Annotated in this window: 29 protein-coding genes and 1 pseudogene; 28 read left to right on the top strand and 2 right to left on the bottom strand. The window is 47.9% G+C overall.

Annotation, left to right across the window (positions count from 1 at the left end):
* Window positions 1-3: 3 nt before the first annotated feature.
* The 7 genes and pseudogenes from ndk (at window position 4) to ACZ483_RS08430 (ending at window position 5,507) form a co-directional block, all read left to right on the top strand.
* Window positions 4-426: a nucleoside-diphosphate kinase gene (ndk, locus tag ACZ483_RS08460; RefSeq protein WP_464323737.1), complete on the top strand. Its 423-nt coding sequence runs from the start codon at window positions 4-6 to the stop codon at window positions 424-426.
* A gap of 7 nt (window positions 427-433) precedes the next feature.
* Window positions 434-1,789, top strand: coding sequence for an ArnT family glycosyltransferase (locus ACZ483_RS08455; protein WP_464323736.1), 1,356 nt, complete (start codon window positions 434-436; stop codon window positions 1,787-1,789).
* A gap of 14 nt (window positions 1,790-1,803) precedes the next feature.
* Complete coding sequence (locus ACZ483_RS08450) at window positions 1,804-2,934, top strand: pyridoxal-phosphate-dependent aminotransferase family protein (RefSeq protein ID WP_464323735.1); 1,131 nt, start codon at window positions 1,804-1,806, stop codon at window positions 2,932-2,934.
* Window positions 2,931-3,719 (top strand): glycosyltransferase family 2 protein, encoded by a 789-nt coding sequence (locus tag ACZ483_RS08445; RefSeq protein WP_464323734.1) that lies wholly within the window; start codon window positions 2,931-2,933, stop codon window positions 3,717-3,719. The genes ACZ483_RS08450 and ACZ483_RS08445 overlap by 4 nt, the downstream gene beginning before the upstream one ends.
* Window positions 3,720-3,864: 145 nt before the next feature.
* Window positions 3,865-4,702, top strand: a pseudogene (locus tag ACZ483_RS08440) (IS5 family transposase).
* A gap of 3 nt (window positions 4,703-4,705) precedes the next feature.
* A complete protein-coding gene (gene galE, locus ACZ483_RS08435) occupies window positions 4,706-5,335 on the top strand; it encodes a UDP-glucose 4-epimerase GalE (protein WP_464323733.1) in 630 nt (209 codons plus the stop codon).
* Window positions 5,313-5,507, top strand: coding sequence for a GDP-mannose 4,6-dehydratase (locus tag ACZ483_RS08430; protein WP_464325144.1), 195 nt, complete (start codon window positions 5,313-5,315; stop codon window positions 5,505-5,507). Before galE ends, ACZ483_RS08430 begins: the two co-directional genes overlap by 23 nt.
* On the opposite strand, the gene ACZ483_RS08425 is transcribed toward ACZ483_RS08430, so the two are convergent.
* Together ACZ483_RS08425 and ACZ483_RS08420 are read right to left on the bottom strand one after the other, a co-directional pair.
* On the bottom strand, window positions 5,496-6,605 hold the full coding sequence (locus ACZ483_RS08425; RefSeq protein ID WP_464323732.1) for a glycosyltransferase family 4 protein: 1,110 nt from the start codon (window positions 6,603-6,605) through the stop codon (window positions 5,496-5,498). The genes ACZ483_RS08430 and ACZ483_RS08425 overlap by 12 nt on opposite strands.
* Window positions 6,606-6,949: 344 nt before the next feature.
* Entirely contained in the window at window positions 6,950-7,462 is a 513-nt protein-coding gene (locus ACZ483_RS08420; RefSeq protein ID WP_464323731.1) for a DDE-type integrase/transposase/recombinase, read from the bottom strand.
* A 239-nt stretch (window positions 7,463-7,701) separates the two neighbouring features.
* Here ACZ483_RS08420 and ACZ483_RS08415 point away from each other — a divergent pair, with 239 nt between their 5' ends.
* The 21 genes from ACZ483_RS08415 (at window position 7,702) to nuoK (ACZ483_RS08315) (ending at window position 26,068) form a co-directional block, all read left to right on the top strand.
* On the top strand, window positions 7,702-9,093 hold the full coding sequence (locus ACZ483_RS08415; protein ID WP_464323730.1) for a phosphoglucomutase/phosphomannomutase family protein: 1,392 nt from the start codon (window positions 7,702-7,704) through the stop codon (window positions 9,091-9,093).
* 30 nt (window positions 9,094-9,123) lie between these two features.
* A complete protein-coding gene (locus ACZ483_RS08410; protein ID WP_464323729.1) occupies window positions 9,124-10,326 on the top strand; it encodes a methionine adenosyltransferase in 1,203 nt (400 codons plus the stop codon).
* Window positions 10,327-10,377: 51 nt separating this feature from the next.
* Window positions 10,378-10,737, top strand: a complete 360-nt coding sequence (locus ACZ483_RS08405) for an NADH-quinone oxidoreductase subunit A (protein WP_464323728.1) — start codon at window positions 10,378-10,380, stop codon at window positions 10,735-10,737.
* 15 nt (window positions 10,738-10,752) lie between these two features.
* Window positions 10,753-11,292: a NuoB/complex I 20 kDa subunit family protein gene (locus tag ACZ483_RS08400; protein WP_464323727.1), complete on the top strand. Its 540-nt coding sequence runs from the start codon at window positions 10,753-10,755 to the stop codon at window positions 11,290-11,292.
* A gap of 11 nt (window positions 11,293-11,303) precedes the next feature.
* Complete coding sequence (gene nuoD, locus ACZ483_RS08395; protein WP_464323726.1) at window positions 11,304-13,064, top strand: NADH dehydrogenase (quinone) subunit D; 1,761 nt, start codon at window positions 11,304-11,306, stop codon at window positions 13,062-13,064.
* A complete protein-coding gene (locus ACZ483_RS08390; protein WP_464323725.1) occupies window positions 13,061-13,207 on the top strand; it encodes a hypothetical protein in 147 nt (48 codons plus the stop codon). The genes nuoD and ACZ483_RS08390 overlap by 4 nt, the downstream gene beginning before the upstream one ends.
* Entirely contained in the window at window positions 13,200-14,219 is a 1,020-nt protein-coding gene (gene nuoH / locus ACZ483_RS08385; protein ID WP_464323724.1) for an NADH-quinone oxidoreductase subunit NuoH, read from the top strand. Before ACZ483_RS08390 ends, nuoH (ACZ483_RS08385) begins: the two co-directional genes overlap by 8 nt.
* Before the next feature lies 1 nt (window position 14,220).
* The gene (locus ACZ483_RS08380; RefSeq protein WP_464323723.1) at window positions 14,221-14,826 is read left to right on the top strand and encodes a NuoI/complex I 23 kDa subunit family protein; all 606 of its coding nucleotides are present in this window, start codon (window positions 14,221-14,223) and stop codon (window positions 14,824-14,826) included.
* Complete coding sequence (locus ACZ483_RS08375) at window positions 14,814-15,302, top strand: NADH-quinone oxidoreductase subunit J family protein (RefSeq protein WP_464323722.1); 489 nt, start codon at window positions 14,814-14,816, stop codon at window positions 15,300-15,302. The genes ACZ483_RS08380 and ACZ483_RS08375 overlap by 13 nt, the downstream gene beginning before the upstream one ends.
* The gene (gene nuoK / locus ACZ483_RS08370) at window positions 15,299-15,601 is read left to right on the top strand and encodes an NADH-quinone oxidoreductase subunit NuoK (protein WP_464323721.1); all 303 of its coding nucleotides are present in this window, start codon (window positions 15,299-15,301) and stop codon (window positions 15,599-15,601) included. The genes ACZ483_RS08375 and nuoK (ACZ483_RS08370) overlap by 4 nt, the downstream gene beginning before the upstream one ends.
* 3 nt (window positions 15,602-15,604) lie before the next feature.
* On the top strand, window positions 15,605-17,533 hold the full coding sequence (gene nuoL / locus ACZ483_RS08365) for an NADH-quinone oxidoreductase subunit L (RefSeq protein ID WP_464323720.1): 1,929 nt from the start codon (window positions 15,605-15,607) through the stop codon (window positions 17,531-17,533).
* Window positions 17,534-17,537: 4 nt separating this feature from the next.
* Window positions 17,538-19,040, top strand: coding sequence for a complex I subunit 4 family protein (locus tag ACZ483_RS08360; RefSeq protein ID WP_464323719.1), 1,503 nt, complete (start codon window positions 17,538-17,540; stop codon window positions 19,038-19,040).
* A 1-nt stretch (window position 19,041) separates the two neighbouring features.
* On the top strand, window positions 19,042-20,508 hold the full coding sequence (locus ACZ483_RS08355) for an NADH-quinone oxidoreductase subunit N (RefSeq protein WP_464323718.1): 1,467 nt from the start codon (window positions 19,042-19,044) through the stop codon (window positions 20,506-20,508).
* A 5-nt stretch (window positions 20,509-20,513) separates the two neighbouring features.
* Window positions 20,514-20,885: an NADH-quinone oxidoreductase subunit A gene (locus ACZ483_RS08350; RefSeq protein WP_464323717.1), complete on the top strand. Its 372-nt coding sequence runs from the start codon at window positions 20,514-20,516 to the stop codon at window positions 20,883-20,885.
* Window positions 20,882-21,127 carry a hypothetical protein gene (locus ACZ483_RS08345; RefSeq protein ID WP_464323716.1) on the top strand — a complete coding sequence of 82 codons (246 nt, stop codon included), beginning with the start codon at window positions 20,882-20,884 and terminating at the stop codon, window positions 21,125-21,127. Before ACZ483_RS08350 ends, ACZ483_RS08345 begins: the two co-directional genes overlap by 4 nt.
* 110 nt (window positions 21,128-21,237) lie before the next feature.
* Window positions 21,238-23,022, top strand: a complete 1,785-nt coding sequence (locus ACZ483_RS08340) for an NADH-quinone oxidoreductase subunit D (RefSeq protein WP_464323715.1) — start codon at window positions 21,238-21,240, stop codon at window positions 23,020-23,022.
* Window positions 23,019-23,546: a Uma2 family endonuclease gene (locus ACZ483_RS08335; RefSeq protein ID WP_464323714.1), complete on the top strand. Its 528-nt coding sequence runs from the start codon at window positions 23,019-23,021 to the stop codon at window positions 23,544-23,546. Before ACZ483_RS08340 ends, ACZ483_RS08335 begins: the two co-directional genes overlap by 4 nt.
* A 10-nt stretch (window positions 23,547-23,556) precedes the next feature.
* Window positions 23,557-24,606 (top strand): NADH-quinone oxidoreductase subunit NuoH, encoded by a 1,050-nt coding sequence (nuoH, locus tag ACZ483_RS08330; protein WP_464323713.1) that lies wholly within the window; start codon window positions 23,557-23,559, stop codon window positions 24,604-24,606.
* 4 nt (window positions 24,607-24,610) lie between these two features.
* A complete protein-coding gene (locus ACZ483_RS08325; protein ID WP_464323712.1) occupies window positions 24,611-25,249 on the top strand; it encodes a NuoI/complex I 23 kDa subunit family protein in 639 nt (212 codons plus the stop codon).
* On the top strand, window positions 25,246-25,779 hold the full coding sequence (locus ACZ483_RS08320; RefSeq protein WP_464323711.1) for an NADH-quinone oxidoreductase subunit J family protein: 534 nt from the start codon (window positions 25,246-25,248) through the stop codon (window positions 25,777-25,779). The genes ACZ483_RS08325 and ACZ483_RS08320 overlap by 4 nt, the downstream gene beginning before the upstream one ends.
* Window positions 25,760-26,068 carry an NADH-quinone oxidoreductase subunit NuoK gene (gene nuoK / locus ACZ483_RS08315; RefSeq protein ID WP_464323710.1) on the top strand — a complete coding sequence of 103 codons (309 nt, stop codon included), beginning with the start codon at window positions 25,760-25,762 and terminating at the stop codon, window positions 26,066-26,068. Before ACZ483_RS08320 ends, nuoK (ACZ483_RS08315) begins: the two co-directional genes overlap by 20 nt.
* Window positions 26,069-26,070 lie beyond the last annotated feature (2 nt).

Raw genomic sequence — 26,070 nt, 5'->3', positions numbered from 1 at the left:
CTTATGGAGAGAACCCTGATAATCATTAAGCCCGATGCGGTTCAGAAGAAGGCTATCGGCAAGATCCTCGATAGGTTCGTAGAGGAAGGTTTTGAGATAAAAGCCCTCAAGATGTTCAGGTTTACCGAAGAGCAGGCAAAGCAGTTTTATATAGTCCACAAGGACAGACCTTTCTACGGCGAGCTTGTGGAGTTTATGACCTCCGGTCCCGTGGTGGCGGCGGTCTTAGAGGGAGAGAACGCCATCCAGAGGGTTCGGGAGATCATAGGTCCCACCGATAGCGAGGAGGCAAGGAAGGTCGCTCCCAACTCCATAAGAGCTCTCTTCGGAACGGACAAAGGAAAGAACGCCATACACGCCTCCGACTCAAAGGAATCCGCAAGCTACGAGATACCTTTTATTTTTTCTGGTCTGGAGATAGTTTGAAATCAGAATGTCCTTGAGGCTTTCAGCCTTACTGATTTTATTTTCTCTTTTTTCTATGCTTCCTAATATTTCTTACTTTTCCCTTTGGATGGAGGAGTCCCGCAGAGCTTTAGTAGCTTTTGAAATGTTTCATTCTGGCAACTGGTTCCAGCCCACACTGTTCGGCGAACTTTACTACAACAAGCCCCCTCTCTTTAATTGGCTGATAGCAATATCAGCTAAATTCTTCGGTTGGAATACTTTATCGCCCAGAGCTGTAACCTTATTTTTTCTGTCTATGACGCTTGTTCTAATTGCCGCTTTTTCATTCTATCTATTCAGAAACCTGTCCTTGTCTCTTATGTCTGCTTTGTTTTTTCTTACATTCTCAGATATTCTCTTTTGGTACGGATGGTTAGCCGAGATAGATATGACTTTAAGCTTTTTTTGTCTTCTTATGTTCTTCTTCTTTATAAAATTCTATGAATCTCTTAAACCTATATACCTTTACTTAACCTCTATAGTGTGCGGCTTAGTATTCATGCTGAAGGGTTTCCCTGCATTCGCCTTCTGGGGAGCCAGTTTTATAACCTTAGTTTTCTTGAAAAGACAGCCCAAATTGATTTTTAGTAAAGAGTTCTTAACTGCTGTTTTCATAGCTTTAGTGGCTTCCTTTTGGTGGATTCCTCTTTCCCATAGTCCCATTGAGTACTTGAATGTCCTGTGGTCAGAAACATTTAGCAGAGTTGAAAGCTCAACATCTCCAACGAACTTTGTAAAGCATCTTATGACCTATCCTCTACTGAATATAAAACAAACCCTCCCCTACAGTGTTTTCCTCTTATTCATATTATGGAAGTTTAGAAAAGAATTAGTCCTAAACCCAAAAGCAAAGATCTTAATCGTCCTTATACTTGTAAATTACCTTCCCTACCTATTATCCGCTTCCAGCAGGGGAAGGTATATACTACCCCTGCTCCCTTTAATAGCTATCGTTCTTCCCTCTCTAATGGTAAATGCATTAGACATCTCGAAAAGAATAAGAAAGCTATTACTCGCTTCCATTCTACTTTTCATAGTGTTGAGGTTCTTCTACGGACTGCTTGTCTTACCCTACTTAGAGGAAAGAAGAGGACATCCAAAAATTACTGCAGAACATATACAGAACATAGTAGAAGGAAAGGAGTTAGCCTGCGATTGTGAAGGTCTGAGAAGTTTATGTATGTATGTCGCATTTTTAAGAGACGAACCTTTGCTTAAGAGCAGTCTGGCGGAAAAGGATGTTTCTTACATTTTGGATTGCAAGCCGAGGGAAGGATACAGAATTTTAAAAGAGTTTACAGTGGATAAGAGAAAAGCACTATTACTGCAAAAGGAAATATAATAGTTGTCAGTAGGATGTTCAAAGGAGAAAGGATATTTACCCCTGGACCCGTAGAAATACCCGACAGGATAAGGGAAGTTCTTGGAAGGCAGATAATCCACCACAGGACAGCGGAATTCACCGAAGCCTTTTTGGAAACGAGAGAGCTTTTTAAACAACTCGTTGATTGCAAGGAGGACAACTTTGTCTTTTTCGCCTCCTCCGGCACAGGGGCTATGGAAGCTTCTATACTTAACTTCTTTGAAGAGGGAGACAAGGTAATAGCAATCGTCGGCGGAAAGTTCGGGGAAAGATGGGCGGAGCTTGGGAAGAGGTGGAAGCTTAGAGTTACAGAGCTTGAGGTTGAGTGGGGTAAGAGCGTAGATCCGGGAGCGGTTGAGAAGCTTTTAAAGGAAAACCCGGACACTAAAGGTGTTCTCGTACAGGCTTCGGAGTCTTCCACGGGCGCCTATCACGATGTTAAAGCACTTGCACAGATAACTAAGGATACTGACGCCATACTTGTGGTTGATGCGATTACCGCTCTTGGGGTCTACAACATGAAACCCCACGAGTGGGGATTGGACGTGGTTGTCGGAGGTTCACAGAAAGCTTTTATGCTACCTCCCGGTCTGTCTATGCTCTGGTTCTCTGAGAAAGCTAAGAAAAGACTCACCGAGAGAGCCTACTACTTTAACATTAGAGAAGAGCTCAAGAAACAGGTTGAGGGTCAGACAGCTTGGACACCGGCAATCACTCTTACACTTGCACTGAGGGAATCCCTTAGTATGCTTCTTGAAGAGGGAATGGAAAATGTGGAGAAGAGGTACAGAAATATATCGGAAGGAATGAGAAAAGCTATGGAAGCCATCGGTTTGGAAGTTTTCCCTGAAAATCCTTCTATATCACTTACCGCGATACTTCCTCCAGAAGGCTTACCGGCAGATAATATCAGGAAGGGGATGCTCAGGCTCGGAGTTAGGGTGGCCGGCGGGCAGGGGAAATTAAAGGGAAAGATATTCAGAATCTCTCACATGGGAATGGATTTTCTCGATATGACGGTGGCTCTCTCAGCTCTCGAGCTGGCACTTGTAAAGCTAGGTTATAAAATCGATATAGGTAAGGGAATAGGAGAGTATATTAAGAGAGTATCTGAAGAAGTATGAAGGAGAAGCTCCCCCTATCGGTTGCCATAATCACTTACAACGAGGAAGACATCATTGGTAGAACCTTGGAGGCGGTTAAGGATATCGCTTCGGAGATAGTGGTTGTAGATTCGGGGTCAACGGACAGGACGAGGGAGATAGCCGAATCGTACGGGGCTAAGGTCTATGTCGAAGAGTGGAAGGGGCATGTTGCTCAGAAAAATTCTGCATTGCGTAAATGTACACAGGAATGGATATTATGTTTAGATGCGGATGAGGTCGTTTCCGAGGGATTGAAGGAATCTATCCGTAATGCAATTAACAAACCCTTTGCAGAAGGTTATTACATAAACAGAAAAACTTATTACTTAGGGAAACTACTAGAGTACGCGTGGCAACCTGAGTGGAGACTCAGGCTTGTAAAAAGGAGTGCAAGCCCTATATGGAAAGGCATAAACCCTCACGATTACCTAGACATAGAAGGGAGGAAGAAAAAGTTAAAAGGAGATTTATATCATTTTTCATTCAAAGGCTTAGAAGATCATATTAGAAAATCTCTCAAATACGCTAAAATAAGCTCAATTTCTATGTATAAAGACGGGAAACGAACAGGGTTTTTTGATATTGTAGCCAGACCAATTTGGGCTTTTATTAAAATATATCTAATAAAGAAAGGATTTCTTGATGGTTACAGAGGCTTTATAGTTTCAGTGATTGGCTCCTTTTACACATTTATGAAGTATGCCTTTTTATTAGAACTTGACCTGAAAAACACTTACGAAAGTAATATTTGGCTCAGGAAATAAGCTCAAGATAATCTATTATTCTGTTTTCTAAAGAGAAGTAATCGACCATGTCATGCCTTGTCCAAGAATGGGATTTTAGAGAGAATAAATACCTATGAATAAAGACTGAAGTCAGTATAACGAGGAGTTAGCAAAAAGAGGAGAAATCCTTATAGCACCACCGCTTATGAATACTGAAGAGGAAGAGAAAGGTAAGAAAAGAAAGGGCAGACCTCCCACTTACTCTTGGCAACTCATACGGCTACTTTTTTTCATCAAGTTCGCCCTCAAACTCCCCTACAGGCAAACGGAAGGACTTGCAAGAGAGATATTCGGTTCTTTAGGACTAAAGGTGCCTAACTTTGGAACTCTGCACTACAGATTCACAGCCTCTGACTTCAACTTTCCCAGATCCTGAAGAACTACCTGATGACTTTGTAATCATTCTTGACTCTTCTGGAATAAAGGTAACCAATAGAGGGGAATGGCTTAGGAAGAAGCATGGGAAGAAAGCAAGGAAGGGATGGATAAAGCTTCACGTAGCCTTAGACCTGCAGAGGAAAAAGGTAGTAGAGCTTAAGGTAACAGATGAGAGAGTTCATGACTCGCAGAAGGCTAAAGAGCTTATAGAGAAGTCAAAGAAGAAGGCAGAAGAGAAAGGGAAGAAGATCAGCAAGGTTATAGCAGATGCAGGATATGATACTCATGAGTTTTTCAGGTATTTGGGAGAGGAAGGTATAGAGCCTGCGGTGCTTGTAAGGAAGGAAGCCAAGATAAAGGGAAATCCTGCAAGGGATAATGTGATAAGGCAGATAAGGAAAGGGAAGAGGAAATGGAAGGAGATGGTAGAGTATGGTAAGAGGTGGCTTATTGAGAGTTTCTTTTCAGCCTTTAAGCGATGGTTTGGTGAGTATGTAGTGAGCAAGAGGTTTGATAACATAAGGAAGGAGCTTGTGTTTAAGGTTGGGATAATGAACACACTGATGATGGCTGGGATGGTGTAAGAGATGGATATGGTAGGGTTGATGAGGACATGGGGATACTCTGACCAAGGGAACTTTAGTGAATTTCTTGGACAGAGCAAATATTACGAGAACAACGTAATAGGGTCACTCAACTTGATAGAAACGATGTTGGAGTTTAATGTCAATAAAATAGTCTTTTCCTCTACCTGTGCAGTCTACGGAAATCCAGAATACGTCCCTATTGACGAAAAACATCCTACGAACCCCATAAACCCTTACGGAAGGAGCAAACTGGCAGTAGAACACATACTCGAAGATTTTGACCGTGCATATGGTATAAAGTTCGTTTCTCTAAGGTATTTCAACGCTGCAGGTGCGGATCCAGAGCTTGAGATTGGTGAGTGGCACGACCCAGAGCCACATCTTATACCCAACGTTCTTGCAGTGGCTGCCGGTAAGGAAGAATATGTCAGGGTTTACGGAACAGATTATGATACTCCCGACGGAACCTGTATAAGAGACTTCATACATGTCATGGACCTTGCCGAGGCTCACATTAAAGCTCTCAATTTCCTGTTTAATGAAGGTAGGTCTGAGGTATTTAACTTAGGAACTGGGAAGGGACACTCTGTTTTAGAAATTATAAAAGATAGTAGAAAAAGTTACGAGTAAGAAAGTAAACTATCAAGAGTTTCCAAGACGTCCCGGAGACCCTCCTGTTCTAATAGCTGATCCCTCAAAAGTAGAAAAGGTTCTGGGTTGGAAGGCAAGGTTTAATATAGAAGATATAGTGTCTACAGCCTGGGAATGGTATAAGTTTTTATCTTATTCCTTATTCTTCTAAAAGCCTCCTTAGTAAATCTACATACTTATCAACCGTTCGTTCTATAGAGTATTCCTTTGCGGTTAATATAGCTTTCTCCACCATAGCTTTACGCCTCTCCTCGCTCAAGTCTAAAGCTTTTTCTATCTTGGTGGCCATTTCTTCAGGGTTTCCTGCACTAGCCAGAAATCCGTTGTAACCATCTTTTAAGTATTCTGGTATCCCTCCTGCATTTGTGGATACAACTATTCTGCCCGTAGCCATGGCTTGGAGCACAGCTCCTGCGATACCTTCCGAGAAAGAACCGAATAAAAAAATATCTGCAGCCTGCAAAAGTTCATGGACGTCTTCTCTAAAGCCAAGTCCTGTACAGTAGTCTTCTAAGCCGAATTTTTTAAAAGTTTCCATAGCTTCTCTGCTGTCCGTTCCGAGACCAACAAAGAACATCCTAAAGCTTAGGGAAACCCTTTCCCTTAGAATGGAAAGTGCCTTGAGTATGACCTCCTGCCCTTTACGCCATGGCTGCCAATTGGCGACGTTCATGAACACAAGCGCATTCTCATCAACCCCCAATGCTTTTCTAACTTTTACCTTTATTTCAGGTTTCGGATAAAATCTTGAAAGATCTATGCCGCTTTCTATGACTTCTATCCTTTCTGGAAAAAAGGCTCTTTCTTTGAGTATTTCTGCCACATGTTTTGAAACCACCACTATTTTATCTGCTATTGAGTATTTGAATCTTCTTGAAAGCAGGCTCGGAATAAAACCTGACCTTCTTAGCGCTATTATTTTAGGTTTTGATTTTAGAAAGGGATATACTAATCTCACAAGATCAAGGGCATGAGAGGAATGAGCTATCACAACGTCAAATTTTCCTTCACTCATTATTTGCCTAAATCTTATCAAATTCTTTGGATTAAATCTGGATATGCCGCCTTTGTGTATGCCATAAAAGTGTAATTTTACTTTATCTTTCAACCTATTTATCATTTCTTGGTGATTCTCAGCCAAAGCAAGTTCGCTTTCTACTCCTCTTTCCTTAAGTAAGAGTGTTATAAGGTAAGTTTGCTCCTTAGTCCCACACCAACCGGTTCCATCTATTACATTCAGCACTCGCATTGAATATAATTTATCGCTAAATGTTTATACACAGAATGCTTTTGATAGCTTCAATATTAACAGGCTTTTCCTGGAGTATAACAGACAGCTTCACCCTAATTTCGAATATTCTAAACTTATTCCTTTTTATTTGCATACTTATTACAAGCAGGTTAAAGCTTCTCGGTATTGATAGGCGTATAGATATTCCCCTGTTAGGTTTAGTTTTATGGCGTATTATAGATAGCTTTATATTAAAAAAATTTAAATTTCAAGTTTTAACTAAAAATGTGAAGTTTCTTTTCGATATTTCACCGTTATTCATATTTAGAAGTGGTTTATGGAAACCTTATTATCCGAACATGTCAACTTTTAACCTCCAGTAAAGTGTAGAGAGCAATGAAGAAAGCAAGCCAACTCCAAACAGTTTCATACTTCGTGTTCCACGAAAACCTCTTGTAGAACCTCTTGAGCCTGTGCTTTATGGGAAAGAACCACCTCTCTACAACGTTCCTCTTCCCAAAGGTCTCATGAATCCACTCCATCGGAAGCTTTTTAACGGCACTAACATACCAGGGACCTTTATCAGTAGTACATACCTTTGCTCCTGTGCTACTAAGCACTACTTGGACTGTCCAGGAGTCTCTCTTAGCCGTGAGACTTGCATATACAGGATTCACCTTCTCGTCCACTGCAAGCCACAGGTAATAGAACTTCTCTCGTCTCTTTATCTTCGTCTCATCCACATAAATCCATAGTGCATAAGTGTATAGAGCTCTTAGCATCTTGCCTACTGAGTGGAACCACTCCCTAATGGCTTCTATGCTTACTTTGTATCCCTCGTCTGAAAGGTACTTCTGAACACCTCTTAAGGACATGCCTTTGAATTAGAGCAAAACCGCTTTTGCTTTCACACTTGCAGGGACTCTGTGCCAGTGGTAAACTTTATCAAGTTATTCTCTTACAAGTTTTAACGCACTCATATCTCAATTCTACCTTTTCTTCCCGGAGGGGTGCTTTCATACGAAAAAGTTGACATCCTCGTAAAAACTATTGTCATAGTTCCTACTTTTACCCTTGTCGGCATAGCGCTCTCAGCTGTAAAATACCAAGGCAGATGATAAAGAAAACTATAAAGTTCGGTACCGACGGGTGGAGGGCGGTAATAGGGGATACCTTTACTTACGAAAATGTAAGGAAGGTAGCCAAGGCGCACGCTGAAGCTCTCAAGAGGAAAGAACTTAAGAAGGTGGTCATCGGCTACGACTGGAGGTTCTCTTCAGAGTTGTTCGCACGGGAAGTCTATAAAGTTCTCAAAGCGGAAGGCCTGGAAGTAAATCTTGTCCGAGATGCCTGCACCACTCCTATGGTGTCCTTTGCGGTCAAGTATATGGGTTTTGACAACGGGGTTATGATAACAGCATCCCACAACCCTCCCCAGTATAACGGGTACAAGATAAAGGAGAGCTTCGGAGGATCGGCAACGCCGGAGTTTATTAAGAAGGTGGAGAGTTTTATAAGTGAAGCTCCTGTTAATGCCCTTAAAACTGAGGAATGGGAGGAGGTAGAGGTAAGGGGAGAGTATCTTAAAAAGGTAAAGGAGCAGATAGACTTAGAGCTTTTCAGGGAGAAATCCATAAAAGTAATCCATGACGCCATGTACGGGACCTCCTCGGGTCTGGTAGCTGAAGCTCTGAGAGATACGAAGGCGGAGGTTCTGAGTATAAGGAGTTACAGAGATCCCCTCTTCGGAGGGCACGCCCCCGAACCGGTTGAGAAGAATCTAAAGCCCCTTATAGATAAGGTGAGAGCGACGGGAGCGGACATCGGTATAGCGAACGACGGAGACGGAGACAGGGTGGCTCTTGTGGACGAGAGAGGAGAGTTTGTGAACGCTCAGCTTATCTACGTCCTATTGCTCCTCCACCTCATAAAGGACAAAGGGATCAGGGACGGCGTCGTTGTAAAGACCGTCTCGACTACCTACCTCGCTGACAGAATATGCAGGGCTGAGGGGATACCCATTAAAGAGGTTCCGGTAGGCTTTAAGAACATCAACGAGGTGATCCTGAAGGAAAAGGTCATATTTGGAGGGGAGGAGAGCGGAGGTTATGGAATACCCTCTTTCCTGCCGGAGAGAGACGGACTCATGTCTGCGTTGTTCATCTTGGAGATGGTGCTCCTGAGGGAAAAGAATCTCTCCGAACTTATAGAAGAGATATTCAGAGAATACGGGAGCGCTTACTACAAGAGGATAGACTTTCTCGCCGATGAAAGAAAGAAGAAACGCCTGAAGGAACTCGTTGAGAACCCTCCGGAGAGCTTGGGCAAAAGGAAGGTAAAGGAAGCGAAAACTATTGACGGACTCAAGCTTGTCTTTGAAGATGAGAGTTGGCTTCTTTTCAGACCTTCGGGAACTGAACCTCTCATAAGGGTTTACGGGGAGGCTCCCGATCGGGAAGGGCTTGAGAACCTCCTTAGAGATGGCGTTTCCCTGCTGAGTGTATAATTTTTATCCAATTCCTCCGGAGGTGGTAAGTTGGCAAACGTAGTTGTTACCCCCATGACCTTTGAACCCGTTTACTCTCAGGATGCGGAGATAGTGGAGAGGAAAGGGATAGGTCATCCTGATACCATATGCGACTCCATAGCGGAAGAGCTCTCCGTTGAACTTTCCAAGCTTTACCTCGAAGAGTTCGGTGCGATAATGCACCATAACGTTGATAAGGCTCTTCTGGTAGGTGGCGTTGCGGATCCGGTGTTCGGCGGAGGTGAGGTTATATCTCCTATTGAGATATATATCGTAGGAAGGGCTATAAACCAGAAGGGTGAAAAACCTCTGCCTGTGGAAGAGATCGCCATAGAAGTGGCAAGGCGATGGATAAGGGAGAACATAAGGAATTTGGATCCCGACAAGCACACGATAATAAAACCGAGGATAAAGCCGGGAAGTAAAGACCTTGTCGATCTCTTCATGAGGTTCCAGAAAGAAGGTAAGGTCCCCTTAGCCAACGATACATCCTTCGGTGTGGGTTTTGCTCCCTTAGACGATCTTGAGAGGATAGTCTTTGAGGCGGAGCAACTCCTCAACTCTCCAAGTTTTAAGAAGGAACATCCGGAGGTCGGAGAGGACATTAAGGTTATGGGAGTGAGGATAAAGGATGAGATAAGGATTACGATAGCCTGCGCCTTTGTCAGTAGATATGTCAGCAACTTGGAAGACTATCTTCAGAAGAAAAGTCAGATACTTGAGAAGGTGAGAGAGCTCGCCTCCTCGCTGACGGAGAGAAGGGTAGAGGTATTTCTGAACACCGCAGACGACCCAGAAGGTGGTTCGGTATACATCACTGTTACTGGAACCTCGGCGGAGCAAGGGGATGACGGACAGGTGGGAAGGGGAAACAGGGTGAACGGACTGATCACTCCCTACAGACCTATGAGTCTTGAGGCTGCCGCGGGCAAAAATCCCGTTTCCCACATAGGGAAGATATACAACGTGGTGGCGAACCTTATCGCCGACCGGGTTGTGAACGAGATAGAGGAGGTGGAGGAGGCTTACTGCTACATAGTCTCCCAGATAGGAAAACCGATAAACGAGCCTCAGGTCTGCGATGTGAAGGTGAGAACCAAGAGGGATATAAGGGGAATAGAAAAAGAGATAATGCGCATAGCTGAGGAAGAGTTAGAGGAGATGCCGAACACTTGGAAGAAGTTCCTGAACAGGGAGTTCTCCGTTGCTTGACACTCCTATCCTAACGCTGTTATATTTTTGACTACCTTTTTGGAGGACGAGATGGGAGAGTACGGGGCTCTTTTTGTCTTTGCTCTCATAGCGGTAACCGTAGGGCTCGTCTTCGCCTTTCTAAATGACATTATGGGAACAAAGAGAAAGGATCCTCTTGAGGACTACCCTTACGAGTGCGGTGTCCCTCTCTACGACCCGGAGGCAAGGGGAACCTTCAAGCAGGGATACTACCTTTTAGGGCTCTTGCTCATACTCTTTGACATAGAGGCTGCCTATCTTTTCCCTTGGGCGGTGGTCTTCAAGGAGATCGGACTTTACGGCTTGATAGAGGCTGTGCTCTTTATATTTATCCTTACCCTTGGCTTTGTTTATGCCTGGGCTAAGGGTGCGCTCAGGTGGCAGACCTGAAAGGAGGTAATAGCCATGGCTGCTATAAACTCTAACGGCTTTGTAACAACTACGGTGGACGAGCTCCTCAGATGGGGTCGGAGGAACGCTCTCTGGCCTGTCACCATAGGGCTCGCCTGCTGTGCTATAGAGATGATGCACACCGCCGCATCAAGGTTTGACCTCGACAGGCTCGGAGTTATATTCAGAGCCTCGCCCAGACAGGCGGACGTTCTGATAGTTGCAGGAACGGTGGTGAACAAGGTCGCTCCTATGCTAAAGCTCATCTGGGATCAGATGCCCGATCCCAAGTGGTGCATATCTATGGGCGGATGCGCGAGCGCGGGAGGACCCTTCCCTACCTACTCAACCCTTCAGGGTGTGGACAGGATCATCCCTGTGGATGTTTACGTTCCCGGATGTCCCCCAACGCCTCAGGGGCTTATCTACGGAATTCTTCAACTCCAGAGGAAGATAAAGGAGAAGGGAGTAACCAAGTACGACAGAGCCTTTGAGCAGTTCAGGAAGGACGTAGAGAAGGAGGGTCTCTTCGTTCCTCAGGAGATGACCGTATAAGGAGAAGGTCTATGCCTTGGATGAACAGAGCGACCGCGGAGAGGGTAAAGCAGGAGTTCAAGGAGGACGTTTCCGTAAACTTCGGAAAGGATAGCGTTAGCTTGGAGGTTTCCACTCTCAAGCTGAAGGATCTTTTAAAACATCTGAGGGATAAGGAAAGGTTCCTCCACTTCGTGGATATGACCTGTATTGACTTCCCTGAGGACCCGAGGAGGTTCTTGGGGGTTTACATACTCTACAACCCGGATGAGAACGAAAGGGTAATCGTAAAGAGCTGGGCTAACAACGGGAAACTCCCTACAGTTTCCGATCTTTGGGCGGGTGCCAAGTGGGCGGAGAGAGAAGCCTACGATATGTTCGGCGTGGAGTTTGAAGGGCACGAGAACCTCAGAAGGATGTTCATGTGGGAGGGATACGAGCACTTTCCCTTAAGGAAGGACTTTCCGATAGGGGGAATACCTGAGCAGGAGCTACCATCCCTCACAGAGGTTCTCCACGGAAGGACGGATCCACCCTCCCACGACTACGAGGTTCTTCACACAAAAGTTCCCACCTTGGAGGATCTTGAGAGAACGGAAAAAGCGAGGCTCAAGAAGAAGGCTCAACTCGTCCTCAACTGGGGACCTTTGCATCCCGGAACCCACGGGACTATATGGTTCCTCTTCGACCTTGAGGGTGAGTTCGTAACCCAGTGCGATGTGATCTTAGGGCAACTCCACAGGGGAATGGAGAAGATAGCGGAGAACGTCTACTACTTCCAGTTCCTGCCCTACACCGACAGGATGGATTACATCTCCGCCATCTGCAACGAACTCTCCTACGTTACCGCCGTGGAGAAGCTCCTCGGCATAGAGGTTCCCGAAAAGGCTAAGTACATAAGGACTATGTTCGCCGAACTCCAGAGGATAAACTCCCACCTCCTCTGGCTCGGGACGGGCGCCTTAGATCTGGGTGCTCTGACGGTCTTCCTCTACGCCTTCAGGGAGAGGGAGAAGATAATGGACATAATAGAGGGGAACGCGGGCTACAGGCTCACGACCGCCTTTCTCAGGATAGGAGGGGTTCACTACGACCTCGCGGAAGGAACCCTTGACGTTGTAAAAGCTTTTATAAAGGACTTCCCTAAGAGGCTCAAAGAGTACCACATGCTCTTGACAAGGAACAGGATATGGCTCAGAAGAACGAAGGATGTTGGAATAATAACGAGGGAGGACGTCCACAACTACGGGCTCTCAGGTCCCGTGGCGAGAGGATCGGGCGTTCCTTACGACCTGAGGAAGTTAGAACCTTACGCTGCCTACGATGAGGTGGAGTTTGACATTCCCGTGGGTGAAGTGGGGGACGTTTACGACAGGTACCTCGTACGTATGGAGGAGATGGCTCAGAGCGTGAGGATAATAGAGCAGTGCGTGGCAAAGCTTGAGAAAATGCCAAAGGACGCTCCCCACATAAACAAGGAACACCCCGCTGTGATACCTCCCAAGGAAGATGTCTTTATGGCTCTCGAGGATATGGTTCAGTCCTTCAGGATAGTGGTTCACGGAGAGAACGCTCCTCCGGGAGAGGTCTACTCTTCGGCGGAGAACCCGAGGGGAGAGCTGGGCTTCTACATATACTCCAAGGGCGGGAGCAAACCCTACAGGCTAAGGATAAGATCGGGAGCGCTCTACAACCTCTCCATATTCCCGAAGCTAATTGAGGGAAGAACCATAGCGGACGCGATAGCCCTCCTCGGTAGCTTAGATCCTGTAGTTGGGGAGACGGACAGATGAGCGTTGCGGAAAAGCTCCTGACTTACGAGGACATCAAGGATCTTCCCACGGAAGGTTCCTACGAGGATTTCGGTGAGGAGGTGGAGGTTCTCGGCGGTCTTAAGCTTAAACTGAGCGAAATTTTCGGAGGAGAAGATGGGTGAGTTTTTGGTCTCTCTTCTGATAACGCTGATCAAGATAGGTGTTCTGCTGGGTGTTGCTCTCGGTGTGGGGGCTTATCTGACGTGGTTTGAGAGGAAGCTCGCGGGACACATTCAGGCAAGGCTTGGACCCACGGTGGTGGGACCCTTCGGACTCCTGCAACCTCTTGCGGACGGACTGAAGCTCATGACTAAGGAGTCCATAATTCCGAGGGGTGCGGACGTTCCCGTCTATTACCTCGCCATAATGATGGCGGTCGCTCCCGCCATACTTTTGTTCTCCGTAATCCCCTTCGGACCGGAGTTTGAACTCTTCGGATACAAGATAAAGCCGATAATCTCCGACGTGAACATAGGACTATTGGTGGTCTTTGCTATGGGGTCTCTTGCGGTTTACGGGACGATCTTCTCAGGCTGGGCTTCCAACTCCAAGTACGCCTTTATAGGCTCTCTCAGGAAGGCGGCGGTGATAATCGCCTACGAGGTCGTTCTCGGCTTCTCGGTCTTGGGGGTGATACTACTTGCGGGAACCATGAGCACGACGGGTATAGTCGAGGCTCAGATGGAAAGGGGGACATGGTTCATCTTCTACCAACCCGTAGCTTTCATACTCTACCTCTTCTGTATGTTAGCTGAGTCAGGGAGGGTTCCCTTTGACATACAGGAGGCGGAGGCGGAGCTCGTTACTGGCTACAACGTGGAGTACGGAGGGATGAGGTTCGGAGCTTTGCCCTTGGCGGAGTGGTATCTCAATACGATGGCCCTCTCGGCGATAGCGGTGGTTCTCTTCTTCGGCGGGTGGTCGGGTCCCAACATCCTCGGACCTGTATCTCCCTACTTCTGGTTCCTGGCGAAGATGTTCGGGCTGGTCTTCTTCGTTCTCTGGCTCCACTGGACGCTTCCGAGATTTCAGGCTAAGGACGTTACCGAGATAGCGTGGAAGATAATGCTACCTTTAGCCTTAGCCAACGTTGTGATAACCGCCGTCGTCGTGTACATCTTTGGGGGTAAGTGATATGGGAATAAAGAAGCTGAGCAGGAAGGACTATCTGAACCTTGTGGAGGCGATATTCTTCATAGATTTCCTCAAGGGTCTCTCCGTGACGCTCAGAAATTTACTGAGGAAACCAATAACGACGGAGTATCCTACGGAGAAATTAACACCTCCCAAGAGGTTCAGGGGCGCTCACGGACACTTCGTATGGGACGGAACAGAGCCAGATTCGTTGAGAGCTATAGAGAAGTTCATGAGCTACGAGAAGGGTAAGAGCAGGTGCGTCGCCTGCTACATGTGCCAGACCGCTTGTCCGATGCCGACTCTCTTCAGAATAGAGGCTGTCCAGATGCCTGACGGGAGGAAGAAGGTCGTTCGCTTCGACATGAACTTGCTAAACTGCCTCTTCTGCGGTTTGTGCGTTGATGCCTGTCCCGTAGGATGCCTTACGATGACAGATCTATTTGAACTCGCTGGTTACTCAAGGAGGGACGAGGTGCTTAGGATGGACGATCTCGAGAAGTTCGCCGTGGACTTCAAGCAGAGAAGAGGAGAGGAACCTGACAGGATATGGCCGAAGGATGAGGAAAGGGAAAAACTCTGGGGGAAGATACAGTGGAGTGGATAGTGTTCGGAATTCTGGCTTTCTGGTTACTGGCTTCGGTTCTGGGCGCCGTTCTCGTTAAAAACCCTGTTCACTCTATCCTGTTCTTCCTCTCCTCAGTCCTTGCGATGGCGGGGATATTCCTCAGTCTCGGTGCGGAACTACTTGCCGGTCTTCAGATAATCATCTACGCCGTTGCGATCGTCGTTTTCTACGTTCTCGTTATAACAACGATACCGTGGGAGAAGGTGAAGCGCTTTGAGGGTGTGTATAAGAAGGAGCTTCTCTTCGGTCTTCCCGTAGTTCTGATAGTTTTCTTAGCCATGGGATACATGATACTTAAAGGAAATCTCGCCGAACCGGTCGGAGCGGTAGAGGACAACGTCAGAGAGGTGGGAAAACAGCTCTTCACCTCCTATCTCTTTCCCTTTGAGGTCGCTTCAGTTATACTTTTAGTCGCCATGATAGGGGCAATTCTCTTAGGGAGGAAGGAAGAGTGAGCATAGAGAAGGCTTACCTCTTACTCAGTCTGCTCGTTTTCCTCATAGGACTCTTGGGAATAATAGCGAGGAAGAACCTTATAACGATGCTCGTGAGCACCGAGATAATGCTAAACGGAGTGAACCTCACGCTCGTTACGGTGGACAGCTACTTAGGGAAGGTAGACGGACAGATATTCGCCTTCTTTGTGCTCACCGTAGCCGCCGCCGAGGTTGCTGTCGGTCTTGGTCTAATAGTCTCAATATTTAGACTCAGGGGATACGAGGGATCCTCTGAGATAGTTCATCTGAGGGATTGATAGATGGAAGGGATCTTCGTAATCCTGTTGCCGCTTTTTGCCTTCTTGATAACCGCTTTCTTCGGCAGGAGACTGGGAGATCTTACGAGCGGTATAATAGCTGTCCTCGGAGGAGCCTTCTCCTTCCTGTTCTCACTCTACATGGTCTTCAGGTCCCTCCACTCTCCCGTTCAGATAAAACTTTACGAGTTCCTTCCCTTGGAAGGCTACACACTATCTGTTGGCTTCTACTTCGACGCCCTCTCCTCCATCACAGCAGCAGTCGTCACCTTCGTCGCTACACTCATATTCATCTACTCCATAGGCTACATGCAAAGCGAGTTCGGTAAGTGGGTATACAAGTTCTACTCCTACCTCTCCCTCTTCCTCTTCGCCATGCTCCTTATAGTTTTGTCCGACAACCTCCTCGGTATCTTCTTCGGCTGGGAAGGTGTTGGTCTTGCTTCCTACCTTTTGATCGGCTACTACCATAACCAGAAAAAAGCTACAAACGCAGCCTTAGAAGCCTTCGTTATGAACAGAATCGGTGACTGGCTCTTTGTCTTCGGCATCATCGCCACCTTCCTGATCTTCAAAACTCTGGACATTGTCCAGATCTTCGAGCAGGTTCCCCACACTCAGAGCGCTATGATCGGTCTCGCTACTTTGCTCCTCTTCGGTGGTGCTGTGGGAAAGTCGGGTCAGCTACCTCTCCACACGTGGCTCCCCAACGCTATGGCTGGTCCTACTCCGGTCTCTGCTCTCCTTCACGCTGCCACTATGGTCGCCGCAGGTGTCTATATGGTCGCAAGGCTCTATCCTCTCTTCGAAGCGGCTCCCCAGACTCTGAAGGTCATAGCGGTTGTAGGAGGACTTACAGCTCTCTTTGCTGCACTTGCCGCCACCTCCCACACCGACATGAAGAAGATCATCGCCTTCTCCACCATGTCCCAGCTCGGTTATATGTTCCTCGCCCTCGGCGTGGGAGATAAAGGCGGTGCTATGTTCCACCTTACTACTCACGCCTTCTTCAAGGCTCTCCTCTTCTTGGCAGCTGGTAGCGTCATTACCGCCTTCCACCACAGGCTCTACGACATATACAACTTCGGTGGTCTTAAGAAGTACATGCCTGTTACCTATGCGAGCTTTGTGATAGGTGCTCTCGCTCTTGCGGGGATCTTTCCCTTCTCGGGTTTCTGGTCAAAGGACAGGATCATAGGTAGCTACTACGAGGCGAGCTTTGTCTGGGGACTTTTGGGGACTGTTGTGGCTTTCTTGACAGCCTACTACATCTTCAGGGAGGGATTCGTGGTTTTTCACGGTGAGGAGAGGTTCAGGAAGATAGATCCTCACGAGCCCAAGGAAGTGGGGTCTGTTATGACTGTTCCTATGGTAGTTCTTGGGGTTATGGCTATAGTTGCGGGATTCTTTGAGGGCTGGTATATGCACGCTGTGGGAGGGGAGCATAAGGAGATTCATCTGAATGTCGCTCTCACCTCCGTCGGTGTCGGCGTGGCGGGGATATTGATCGCGTATCTCGTGTTCGTCAGGGGGGTTCTCTCTCCGGAAGGAGCCTACTCCATCTTCAAGCCTATTCATACAACCTTCAGAGAGCAGTTCTTTACCGAGAGGTTATACCACAGGGGTCTCGCGAGGGGGTATATGCTATTTTCCAAGGCGGCTTACTACGCGGGAGACAAGTTCGTTATAGACGGATCGATAAATCTCGCCTACAAGACTTTCCTCAGATCTGCCAAGAACCTGTGGAAGCTCTTCGATATTAAGTCCATAGACATCTTTATACACTGGCTCGCCATAAGTATGTTCAGGAGCGGTAGGACTCTGAGGAACCTGCAGACAGGACTTTTAAACAACTACGTTCTCTTCCTTCTCTTAGGCATTATCGTTCTGCTGGGTATAATGCTCTATGCTCTTGACAGGGTAAAGGGGTAGGCGGATGGAAACGATAGCGACGGGTTTCCCTTTTATCGGTTTGTCCATAATCTTACCGGCTGTCTTTGCCCTGCTGGTGGTGCTGAGTCCCGAAAGGCACTCGAAAACTCTGTCTATACTTGGGGCAGGTCTAACCTTCCTTCTCTCTCTTCTGGTACTCTGCTTATTCGACTACTCCAGAGCTTCGGCAGTTCAGTTTTACGAAGAGTACTCGATTCTGAAAGAGTTCAATATAAAACTCTCCTTAGGTCTCGACGGTCTATCTCTGCTCATGTACCTCCTGACAACTCTCATTTCCCTCGTGGCAATTCTGTGGTCTGTCCGGGACAATCAGATAAATTTCAGGCTGAAGGAGTACTTCGTAGCCTTCCTGTTCTCAGAGAGCTTTCTGGTAGGAGTTTTCACGAGCTTCGATCTGATAGTTTTCTACGTCTTTTACGAGCTGACGCTTCTTCCGATGCTCTTCGCTATAGGAATATGGGGTTACAAGCTCAGACTTTACTCTGCCTATAAGTTCTTCATATACATCTTCGTTTCCTCCCTCTTTTTACTCCTCGGTATAGTCTCGGTCGCGGTTCAACACTATCTGAACACCGGTAAGTTCTCCTTCAGCTACTTCGACCTTATAAACAACACTTACACTCCCGGTCTCGAGATATTCCTTTTCCTCCTCTTCTTCATAGCCTTTGCGGTCAAGACACCCCTCGTTCCTTTCCATACATGGCTTCCCGACGCCCACGGAGAGGCTCCTACGGCAGGTTCCGTAGTTCTTGCGGCGATACTCCTCAAGATGGGAACCTACGCTCTCCTGAGGTTCAACGTGGGTCTCTTCCCCGAGGCTTCGGTTAAGCTGATGCCCTTACTTGTAGCCATAGGGATAATTACGATAATCTACGCCTCGTGGATGACGATAGTCCAGAACAACGTCAAGAGGTTCGTTGCCTATTCTTCGGTCTCTCACATGGGTTTCGTGGTTACCGCCATGTTTCTCTTAAACCATGAAGGTCTTAGGGCTTCTGTCATAGAGATGTTCGCCCACGGGATGACGAGCGCCTCTCTCTTCATGATAGCGGGGTTCATTTACAACAGGCTTCACACCTTCAACATGGAGAGCCTGAGGGGTTCGGTCAAGTTCATGCCAGTCTTCGCGGTGATAGTTGCCACAACCGCTTTCGCCGCTATGGGTCTTCCCGGAGGTTCCTCCTTCTGGGGTAAGTTCCTGACTATTCTCTCCGCAAAGGAATATTCCTACGAGCTCGCCCTTCTCGTTCTCGTGGGAGGATTCTTCAGCGCAGCTTACGTTCTCTATATGCTCAAGACGTTGTTCCTTGACGTAAGGGAAGAGAGTATCCTGATACACTTTACGGACATAAGAGGTTTCAAGCTCGCCGCCTTTGTGTTCATTGTAATACCTATACTTCTGATAGGTTTCTTCCCGCACCTTTTTTTCAACATGTTCGACGGCTCGCTGAACTTTATACTCAAGCATCTGGTGGGGTTGAAGTGAGATGAGCATAGAGCAACTGATAGGTACGATAGAGATACCGCGACTGATCCTCTTCCTTCCGGAGCTCGTGGTTCTAATAACCGCCTTCGTTCTCTTCTCCTTGGAGCTTGCCCTCTCCACACCTCTGAAGAAGAGGCTACTTCCAGCCCTCAGCGCGGTAGGTTACGTCATAGCTCTTATGTCGATTGGCATCTCCGCCCAGTTCTTCGGAGATACCTTCTACGGAAGCTTCACCAACGATGCCCTCTCCTCCTTAGTGAAGATCTTTGAGATCGTGATAACCTTAACGGTCTTAGCCTTCGCTTACCGGTACTTCAACGCAAAGAGATCCTTCTACGGAGAGTTCTACTACATGCTCGCCTTTACCCTCTTGGGAGCCATGATCTTGGCTTCCTCCTACAATCTCATCATCATCTACGTGTCCTTGGAACTCGTCTCTATAGGCTTCTACATCCTCACAGCGCTGCTGAGGGGATCCTTCATATCCAAGGAGGGAGCCTTTAAGTATCTGATCCTTGGAGGTCTGAGCATAGCCTTAGCCTCCTACGGGGCTGTCTTCATGTACATATACGCGGGTTCCTTAGATCTCAGGGAGATCTTCACCTATAAGGGAGAGGATTACCACTACCTTATCCTCGGAATAGTCTTCTTCCTTATAGGCTTTGCCATAAAGATAGGTGCGGTGCCCTTCCACTTCTGGCTTCCCGACGCCTATCAGGGTGCTCCGACCCCCGTTACTGCCCTCATGGCTTCGGTAGGTAAGCTCGCCTTCTTCGTTCCCGTGGTCAGGATAATGCCTCTAATACAGGAGAAGTTCTCCTTAGCTTGGATGCTCACGGTGGGAGTCATAGCGGCGGTAACTATGCTCTACGGTAACCTCGTCGCCCTCGTCCAGAGGGATATAAAGAGGCTCTTAGCTTACTCCTCAATAGCACATTCGGGCTATATCCTCGCCGCGGTTGCGGTTACAGAGGTTATCGGATTAAAGGCGGTTATATACTTCCTCGTGGTATATGCGATCATGGCGGCGGGTTCCTTCTTCGTAGTAGCCATGCTTGAGAGGTCGGAGAACTGGAACAACGAGATCTTTGAGTTCTCTGGACTAAGGTTCAACCTACCTTACCTTGCCTTCGCCTTCATGATTTACATGTTCGCTTTATTAGGTATTCCTCCCACGGTAGGCTTTGTAGGTAAGGCTCTCGTCTTCATGGCTCTTTCCTTTGATAAGCTTTGGTGGCTCGCCTTCATCATGATCCTCTCCACCGCCATATCAACGGGTTACTACGTGAGGCTCGTGGTTCTCATGTACATGAAGGATAAGGAGAAGGACGTTTCCGTTCCGAAGGTAGGATTTTCGGAGGTGGTCTCCCTCGTCTTCCTGACTATATTAACTCTTGCCTTAGCGGTCTTCCCGGAGGTTGTCTGGACGCTTATAAAGCCGGCCGCCGAAAATCTATTCGTGAGGTGAGGAGCATGGACTACATAGGGTTTCTCATCTTCTTCGTGATAATGCTCGGCATAGCCCTGGTGATGATCTCTCTAAACTGGCTCTTCGGTCCCAAGACTCCTCAAGAGTACGAGGACTATCCCTACGAGTGCGGAGTTCCCCTCTACGACGAGAACGCCCAGACCACCTTCCATCAGGGTTACTACCTCCTCGGACTGCTCCTCCTACTCTTTGACATAGAAGCCGCCTTCCTATTCCCGTGGACGGTGGTTTACAGGTGGCTCGGTATCTTCGGCTTCATAGAGATGTTCCTCTTCATACTCATACTCACCTACGGACTCCTCTACGCTTGGAGGAAGGGTGCCCTCAACTGGCAGTTTGAGATGGAGGAGGTATGAGTAGAGAGTTGGTATTGAAGAAGATAGACGTTGAGCAGGACAGGTTTAAGGTGGGAGTTTCCTTAGTGGTTCTTGTAGCCTCGGGACTGATAGGACTTGTATTGAAGGAAAAGCTAACGCCGGCGGACTACACGCTTATGGTGGGAGGAATCCTCTTTGATACCATCGGTGTTCTATACGTAGTGAAGACCTACATTAAAGTAAACAGACTTCTTTCAGAACTGGAGGAGGACCATGGTTGATTTTATAGTTGCCCTGCTCGTCTCTTTACTTCTGGTTTACATGATTTACAAGCTCTACACCGCCGAGGACGAGGTTACTACGAAGAAGGCTCAATGATGGAGGAGGTTTGATGCCCTGGGTTAAGAAGGAAGATCTTATAGACCTTAAGGACAGGTTCCCTGAACTTGAGATAGTTGAGCTTAAAAACTCCACCGCGGTTCACGTGAAGAAGGAAAATCTCATAGACCTCCTCAAGGCTCTAAAGAAGGAGAAGGGGTTTAAGCTCTTCTTGGACCACTCGGTCGTTGATCTTAAGGAGATCTTGGAGAAGGAGAAGGACTTCAAAAATGCGGTAAAGGAAAACCTCATAGCCTTCCCCGAAGACAGGCTCTCAAGGTTTCAAGCCTTCTACGTCCTCTACAACGTAGATGAGAGGAAGAGGGTGATCGTCAAGACGAGGACGGAAGGAAAGCTCCCCTCCATAGAGAAGCTCTGGTTTGCGGGGAAGTGGTCGGAGAGGGAATGTTATGACATGTTCGGAATAGAGTACGAGGGACACGAGAACCTCGTGAGAGCCTTTATGTGGGATACCTACCCCTACTTCCCACTGAGGAAGGACTTCCCCCTTGAGGGAATACCGGAGCAGGATCTCCCCTCTCTGAACGAGGTTCTTTACGGAGACAAGCTTGAGGGAACTATGAACTATCAGAGGAAGCACACCATAGTCCCCACCTTAGAGGATCTTGAGATAACGGAGAAGAACAGGCTAAAGAAGAAGGCTCAGATAGTTCTCAACTGGGGACCTCTACATCCAGGAACCCACGGGACTATGTGGTTTCTCTTTGACCTTGAAGGGGAGAGAATAGTTCAGACGGACGTGATCTTAGGTCAGCTTCACAGGGGAGTGGAGAAGCTTGCCGAGAACGAGATGTACAACCAGTTCCTCGTCTATACCGACAGGATGGATTACCTCTCCGCCCTGTGCTCCAATCAGGCTTGGGTCGTTGCAATTGAGAGGATGCTCGGAATTGAGGAGGACGTTCCCGAGAAAGCCAAATACATAAGGACCATGATGTCCGAACTCCAGAGGATAAACTCCCATCTCCTTTGGCTCGGAACCTACGCCCTTGACCTCGGAGCGCTCACCATATTCCTCTACGCCTTCAAGGAGAGGGAGAAGATAATGGACATCCTCGAAGGTATAACGGGGGCTCGGCTCACCATCTCCTACCCGAGGGTGGGCGGGGTGAGGATGGATCTTCCGGAGGGAGCCTTGGAGGTTATCAAGGCTTTCATCAAGAGGTTTCCCAAGGAACTGAGCGATTGGGAGAGAATCCTCACGAGGAACAGGATATGGCTCAGGAGAAACAAGGAGGTCGGTGTAATAGACCCTGAGGTTGCCTACTTTTACGGAGTAACCGGTCCGGTGATAAGGGGATCGGGGATACCTTACGACATAAGGAAGTTTGAGCCTTACGATGCTTATTCAGAGGTAGAGTTTGACATCCCCGTGGGAGAGATAGGGGACTGCTACGACAGGTATCTCGTGCGTGTGGAAGAGATGAGGCAGAGCGTGAGGATAATAGAGCAGTGCGTAGCGAAGCTTGAGAAGATGCCTAAAGATGCTCCCTTCTTTGCAGAGGTTCCCAAGGAGAAGAAGATAAAGCTGACCTTGGACGGCATAGGTCTGAAGGTTCCCACGGGAGAGATCTACTCTTCGGGAGAGAATCCGAGGGGTGAGCTCGGCTTTTACGTCTTCTCCATGGGAGGGGTGAAGCCTTACAGAGTAAAGGTGAGACCTCCCTCTTACTACAACCTTTGCATATACCCGTACCTTATGAAAGACAGAGTGATAGCGGACGCGGTTACCATACTCGCGAGCATAGATCCGGTCGTAGGAGAGACGGACAGATGAGAGCGGTAAGGTATCTACCCCACTACACCGTTGAAGACTACAAAAAGTGGCAGGGGGACTGGGAACTTATAGAGGGTGTCCCTGTGGCTTTAGCTTCTCCCAAGTATATACATCAGCGGATCGTAACACGTCTCGCCTCTATCATTGAACCTCAGCTCGAAGAGTGGGAAGATTGCAACCTCGTCGTAGAACTTGACTACATAATATCTCAGGATACCGTCTTCCGTCCCGATATATCCATCATCTGCGAGGAAGTAGAGGACTACATAAGGAAGGCTCCCCTGATGATAGTTGAGGTAGTTTTAGAATCCTCTGCCGAGAGGGACGAAGGCGTAAAGAGGGACATATACGAGCACGAGGGTGGGGATTACTACATGTTGGTCTATCCTGAACACAGGCTTGCGAAGGTCTATAAAAACTCTGAGAGGGGATACAGGAAGGTAAGGGACTTAAGGGATGAGGTCTTGAAGCTTGATCTAAAGGGATGCGTTTTAGAGATCGACTTTTCCAAGGTATGGCTTTAGGAGGAGGTAGATGGAGAGCGTAGTCGTAGACCTCATAGTGGTGATCGTGAAGATACTCGTGATATTAGGGATAGTCTTAGGAGTCGGTGCCTATCTGACGTGGGTTGAGAGGAAGGTAGCGGCGCACATACAGAGGAGACCGGGACCTATGGTCGTCGGCTGGCACGGACTCCTCCAGCCACTTGCAGACGGACTCAAACTAATAACCAAAGAGGATCTATTTCCGAGATACGGGAACAAGTTCCTCTACAACCTTGCCATCGTCCTCGCCCTCGTTCCCGCGACCCTCGTCTTTGCGGTCGTTCCCTTCGGACCCGAGTTTGAGCTCTTCGGATACAAGATAAAGCCTATCCTAACAGACGTTAACGTGGGTCTTCTCCTCGTCTTCGGTCTCGGATCCCTTGCGGTCTACGCGATAGCCATAGCTGGATGGGCTTCCAACTCCAAGTATCCCCTCATAGGCTCCATGAGGAAGGCGGGGATAATAGTCTCCTACGAGGTGGTGATAACCTTCGCGGTGATGGGTCCCATAATCCTCGCGGGGACACTCTCGACCTACGAGATAGTCCAGAGGCAGATAGATCAAAACCTATGGTACGTCTGGGTTCAGCCGGTTGCCTTCGTCGTCTACATGTTCGCCCTTCTTGCAGAGACGGGGAGGGTTCCCTTTGACATACAGGAGGCGGAGGCGGAGCTCGTTACGGGTTTCACCGTTGAGTACGGGGGTATGAAGTTCGGTCTCTTCCCCCTCGTGGAGTGGTATGTGGAAGTCCTCTCCCTCTCTGCTATAGCGGTGGTTCTATTCTTCGGAGGTTGGTCTCCCATAAACATCCCCTTCGTGGGTTTTGTAGATCCTCTCTTTTTCTTAGGTCCCCTCTCCCCCTACGCGTGGTTTTTGCTCAAGGTTACCGCCCTCTTCCTCTTCATACTCTGGCTACACTGGACCCTTCCCAGATACAGGATAGACCAGATCACGGAAACTGCATGGAAGGTTATGCTCCCGCTCACCTTGATAAACATAGTCTTTACCGCTATAATTGCTCCCGTGGTTTGGAGGTAAAATTATGATCAAGAGGGTAGCCCAGAAGCCCCTGAGCTGGATAGAGAGGATATTCTTCGTAGATTTCATAAAGGGACTTTCGGTAACTATCCGGCACGCCTTCAGCAAAACGATAACCACCCACTATCCTTACGAGAAGCTCACCCCTCCAAAGAGATTCAGGGGTTTCTTCGGACACAAAGTGGTGGACGGGAACGAACCACAGCCCGCCTACGATGAGTGGGTGGAGAGGTTCAAGATAGAGGTTGTACCGGGGAGGAGCAGGTGCGTAGTTTGTATGCTCTGCAAACGTGCCTGTCCAGTCCCCCAGCTCTTCGAGATAGAAGGTAAGAAGTTGGAAAACGGAAAAAGGGTCGTCTCCGTCTTCAACATGAACCTCATGCTCTGCACCTTCTGCGGTTTCTGCGTGGACGCCTGTCCTGTAGATTGCCTCTTCCAGAGCGACATACACGAAACAGCTTCCTACACAAGGAAGGATTCTATACTCGACCTCGAACTCCTGGAGAAGATAGGTAAGGACTGGCAGGCGAGGAGGGAGAACGAACCCGACAGGATATGGATAGACGACTCCCAGAGGGAGAAGCTCTGGTACGAGAACGATCTCGAACTCCCCGAACCCCAGTACAGGGGGAGGCATGAATGACGAAATTCGTTATCTTCTTGATATTCTCTGCCTGGGCTATCATCTCAGGTATAGGTGTGATAACCTTCACAAATCCTATATACGTCATCCTGTGGCTACTCTCGGCCCTCATAGCGGTTGCGGGCATATTCTTTACCGCCGGAGCTGAACTCGTAGGCGCTTTACAACTTCTGATCTACGCTGTCGCCATAGCGGTCTTCTATATCTTCGTTCTTACCGCCGTTCCTTGGGAGAAAGCTATAAAGAAGAGCTCCCATTACAGGATGGAAGGTGTTCTTTCCCTGCCCTTAGTTTTACTCCTCTACGTCGAGATGGTTCTCGTTTTCTTTCTGGGGATAAAGGCTTCTCCTGAAGGAAAGTTCAGAGCCTTTATAGAGAAGTTCGGTAATACAGAGGTGGTAGGTTCTATTCTCTTCTCTAAGTACTTCTTCGCCTTCGAAGTCGTTTCCCTCGTTCTCCTTATCGGTATGATAGGGGCTGTTCTAATAGGAAGGAAGGAGAGTCAGACCTATGAAGACGATACCGGTTGAGGCTTACTTTGTGGTCAGCATGATACTCTTCGGGCTCGGTGTCCTTGGGCTCATAGCTCGGAGGAATCTGGTTACAGTATTGATGAGCCTCGAACTCGCCTTGAACGCTGTGAACGTCGCCTTCGTGGGGGCGGACGCATACATGGGTCTCGTGGAGGGTCAGATATTTGCCCTCTTCATAATAGCCTTAGCCGCCGCGGAGGCAGCGGTGGGTTTGGGTATAATAATCGCCATCTTCAGATCCAGGTTCGTGGAGTCCACGGACGAGATCACCGACATGAGGGGGTAACG

The organism is Hydrogenivirga okinawensis (assembly GCF_055385515.1).
The sequence above is the reverse complement of the archived record's forward strand: the minus strand, read 5'-3'. Positions and strand labels throughout refer to the sequence as shown.

Bases quoted from the DNA above. Each gene is read 5' to 3' on its own strand.
- ACZ483_RS08340 (WP_464323715.1), top strand. From the start codon at position 21,238: ATGCCCTGGGTTAAGAAGGAAGATCTTATAGACCTTAAGGACAGGTTC.
- ACZ483_RS08450 (WP_464323735.1), top strand. From the start codon at position 1,804: ATGTTCAAAGGAGAAAGGATATTTACCCCTGGACCCGTAGAAATACCC.
- ACZ483_RS08380 (WP_464323723.1), top strand. From the start codon at position 14,221: ATGGGAATAAAGAAGCTGAGCAGGAAGGACTATCTGAACCTTGTGGAG.
- ndk (WP_464323737.1), top strand. From the start codon at position 4: ATGGAGAGAACCCTGATAATCATTAAGCCCGATGCGGTTCAGAAGAAG.
- ACZ483_RS08350 (WP_464323717.1), top strand. From the start codon at position 20,514: ATGGACTACATAGGGTTTCTCATCTTCTTCGTGATAATGCTCGGCATA.
- ACZ483_RS08345 (WP_464323716.1), top strand. From the start codon at position 20,882: ATGAGTAGAGAGTTGGTATTGAAGAAGATAGACGTTGAGCAGGACAGG.
- galE (WP_464323733.1), top strand. From the start codon at position 4,706: ATGGATATGGTAGGGTTGATGAGGACATGGGGATACTCTGACCAAGGG.
- ACZ483_RS08445 (WP_464323734.1), top strand. From the start codon at position 2,931: ATGAAGGAGAAGCTCCCCCTATCGGTTGCCATAATCACTTACAACGAG.
- ACZ483_RS08355 (WP_464323718.1), top strand. From the start codon at position 19,042: ATGAGCATAGAGCAACTGATAGGTACGATAGAGATACCGCGACTGATC.
- nuoH (WP_464323713.1), top strand. From the start codon at position 23,557: ATGGAGAGCGTAGTCGTAGACCTCATAGTGGTGATCGTGAAGATACTC.
- ACZ483_RS08400 (WP_464323727.1), top strand. From the start codon at position 10,753: ATGGCTGCTATAAACTCTAACGGCTTTGTAACAACTACGGTGGACGAG.
- ACZ483_RS08390 (WP_464323725.1), top strand. From the start codon at position 13,061: ATGAGCGTTGCGGAAAAGCTCCTGACTTACGAGGACATCAAGGATCTT.
- nuoD (WP_464323726.1), top strand. From the start codon at position 11,304: ATGCCTTGGATGAACAGAGCGACCGCGGAGAGGGTAAAGCAGGAGTTC.
- ACZ483_RS08360 (WP_464323719.1), top strand. From the start codon at position 17,538: ATGGAAACGATAGCGACGGGTTTCCCTTTTATCGGTTTGTCCATAATC.
- ACZ483_RS08455 (WP_464323736.1), top strand. From the start codon at position 434: ATGTCCTTGAGGCTTTCAGCCTTACTGATTTTATTTTCTCTTTTTTCT.
- ACZ483_RS08415 (WP_464323730.1), top strand. From the start codon at position 7,702: ATGATAAAGAAAACTATAAAGTTCGGTACCGACGGGTGGAGGGCGGTA.
- ACZ483_RS08335 (WP_464323714.1), top strand. From the start codon at position 23,019: ATGAGAGCGGTAAGGTATCTACCCCACTACACCGTTGAAGACTACAAA.
- nuoH (WP_464323724.1), top strand. From the start codon at position 13,200: ATGGGTGAGTTTTTGGTCTCTCTTCTGATAACGCTGATCAAGATAGGT.
- ACZ483_RS08320 (WP_464323711.1), top strand. From the start codon at position 25,246: ATGACGAAATTCGTTATCTTCTTGATATTCTCTGCCTGGGCTATCATC.
- nuoK (WP_464323710.1), top strand. From the start codon at position 25,760: ATGAAGACGATACCGGTTGAGGCTTACTTTGTGGTCAGCATGATACTC.
- ACZ483_RS08325 (WP_464323712.1), top strand. From the start codon at position 24,611: ATGATCAAGAGGGTAGCCCAGAAGCCCCTGAGCTGGATAGAGAGGATA.
- ACZ483_RS08425 (WP_464323732.1), bottom strand. From the start codon at position 6,605: ATGCGAGTGCTGAATGTAATAGATGGAACCGGTTGGTGTGGGACTAAG.
- nuoL (WP_464323720.1), top strand. From the start codon at position 15,605: ATGGAAGGGATCTTCGTAATCCTGTTGCCGCTTTTTGCCTTCTTGATA.
- ACZ483_RS08405 (WP_464323728.1), top strand. From the start codon at position 10,378: ATGGGAGAGTACGGGGCTCTTTTTGTCTTTGCTCTCATAGCGGTAACC.
- ACZ483_RS08420 (WP_464323731.1), bottom strand. From the start codon at position 7,462: ATGTCCTTAAGAGGTGTTCAGAAGTACCTTTCAGACGAGGGATACAAA.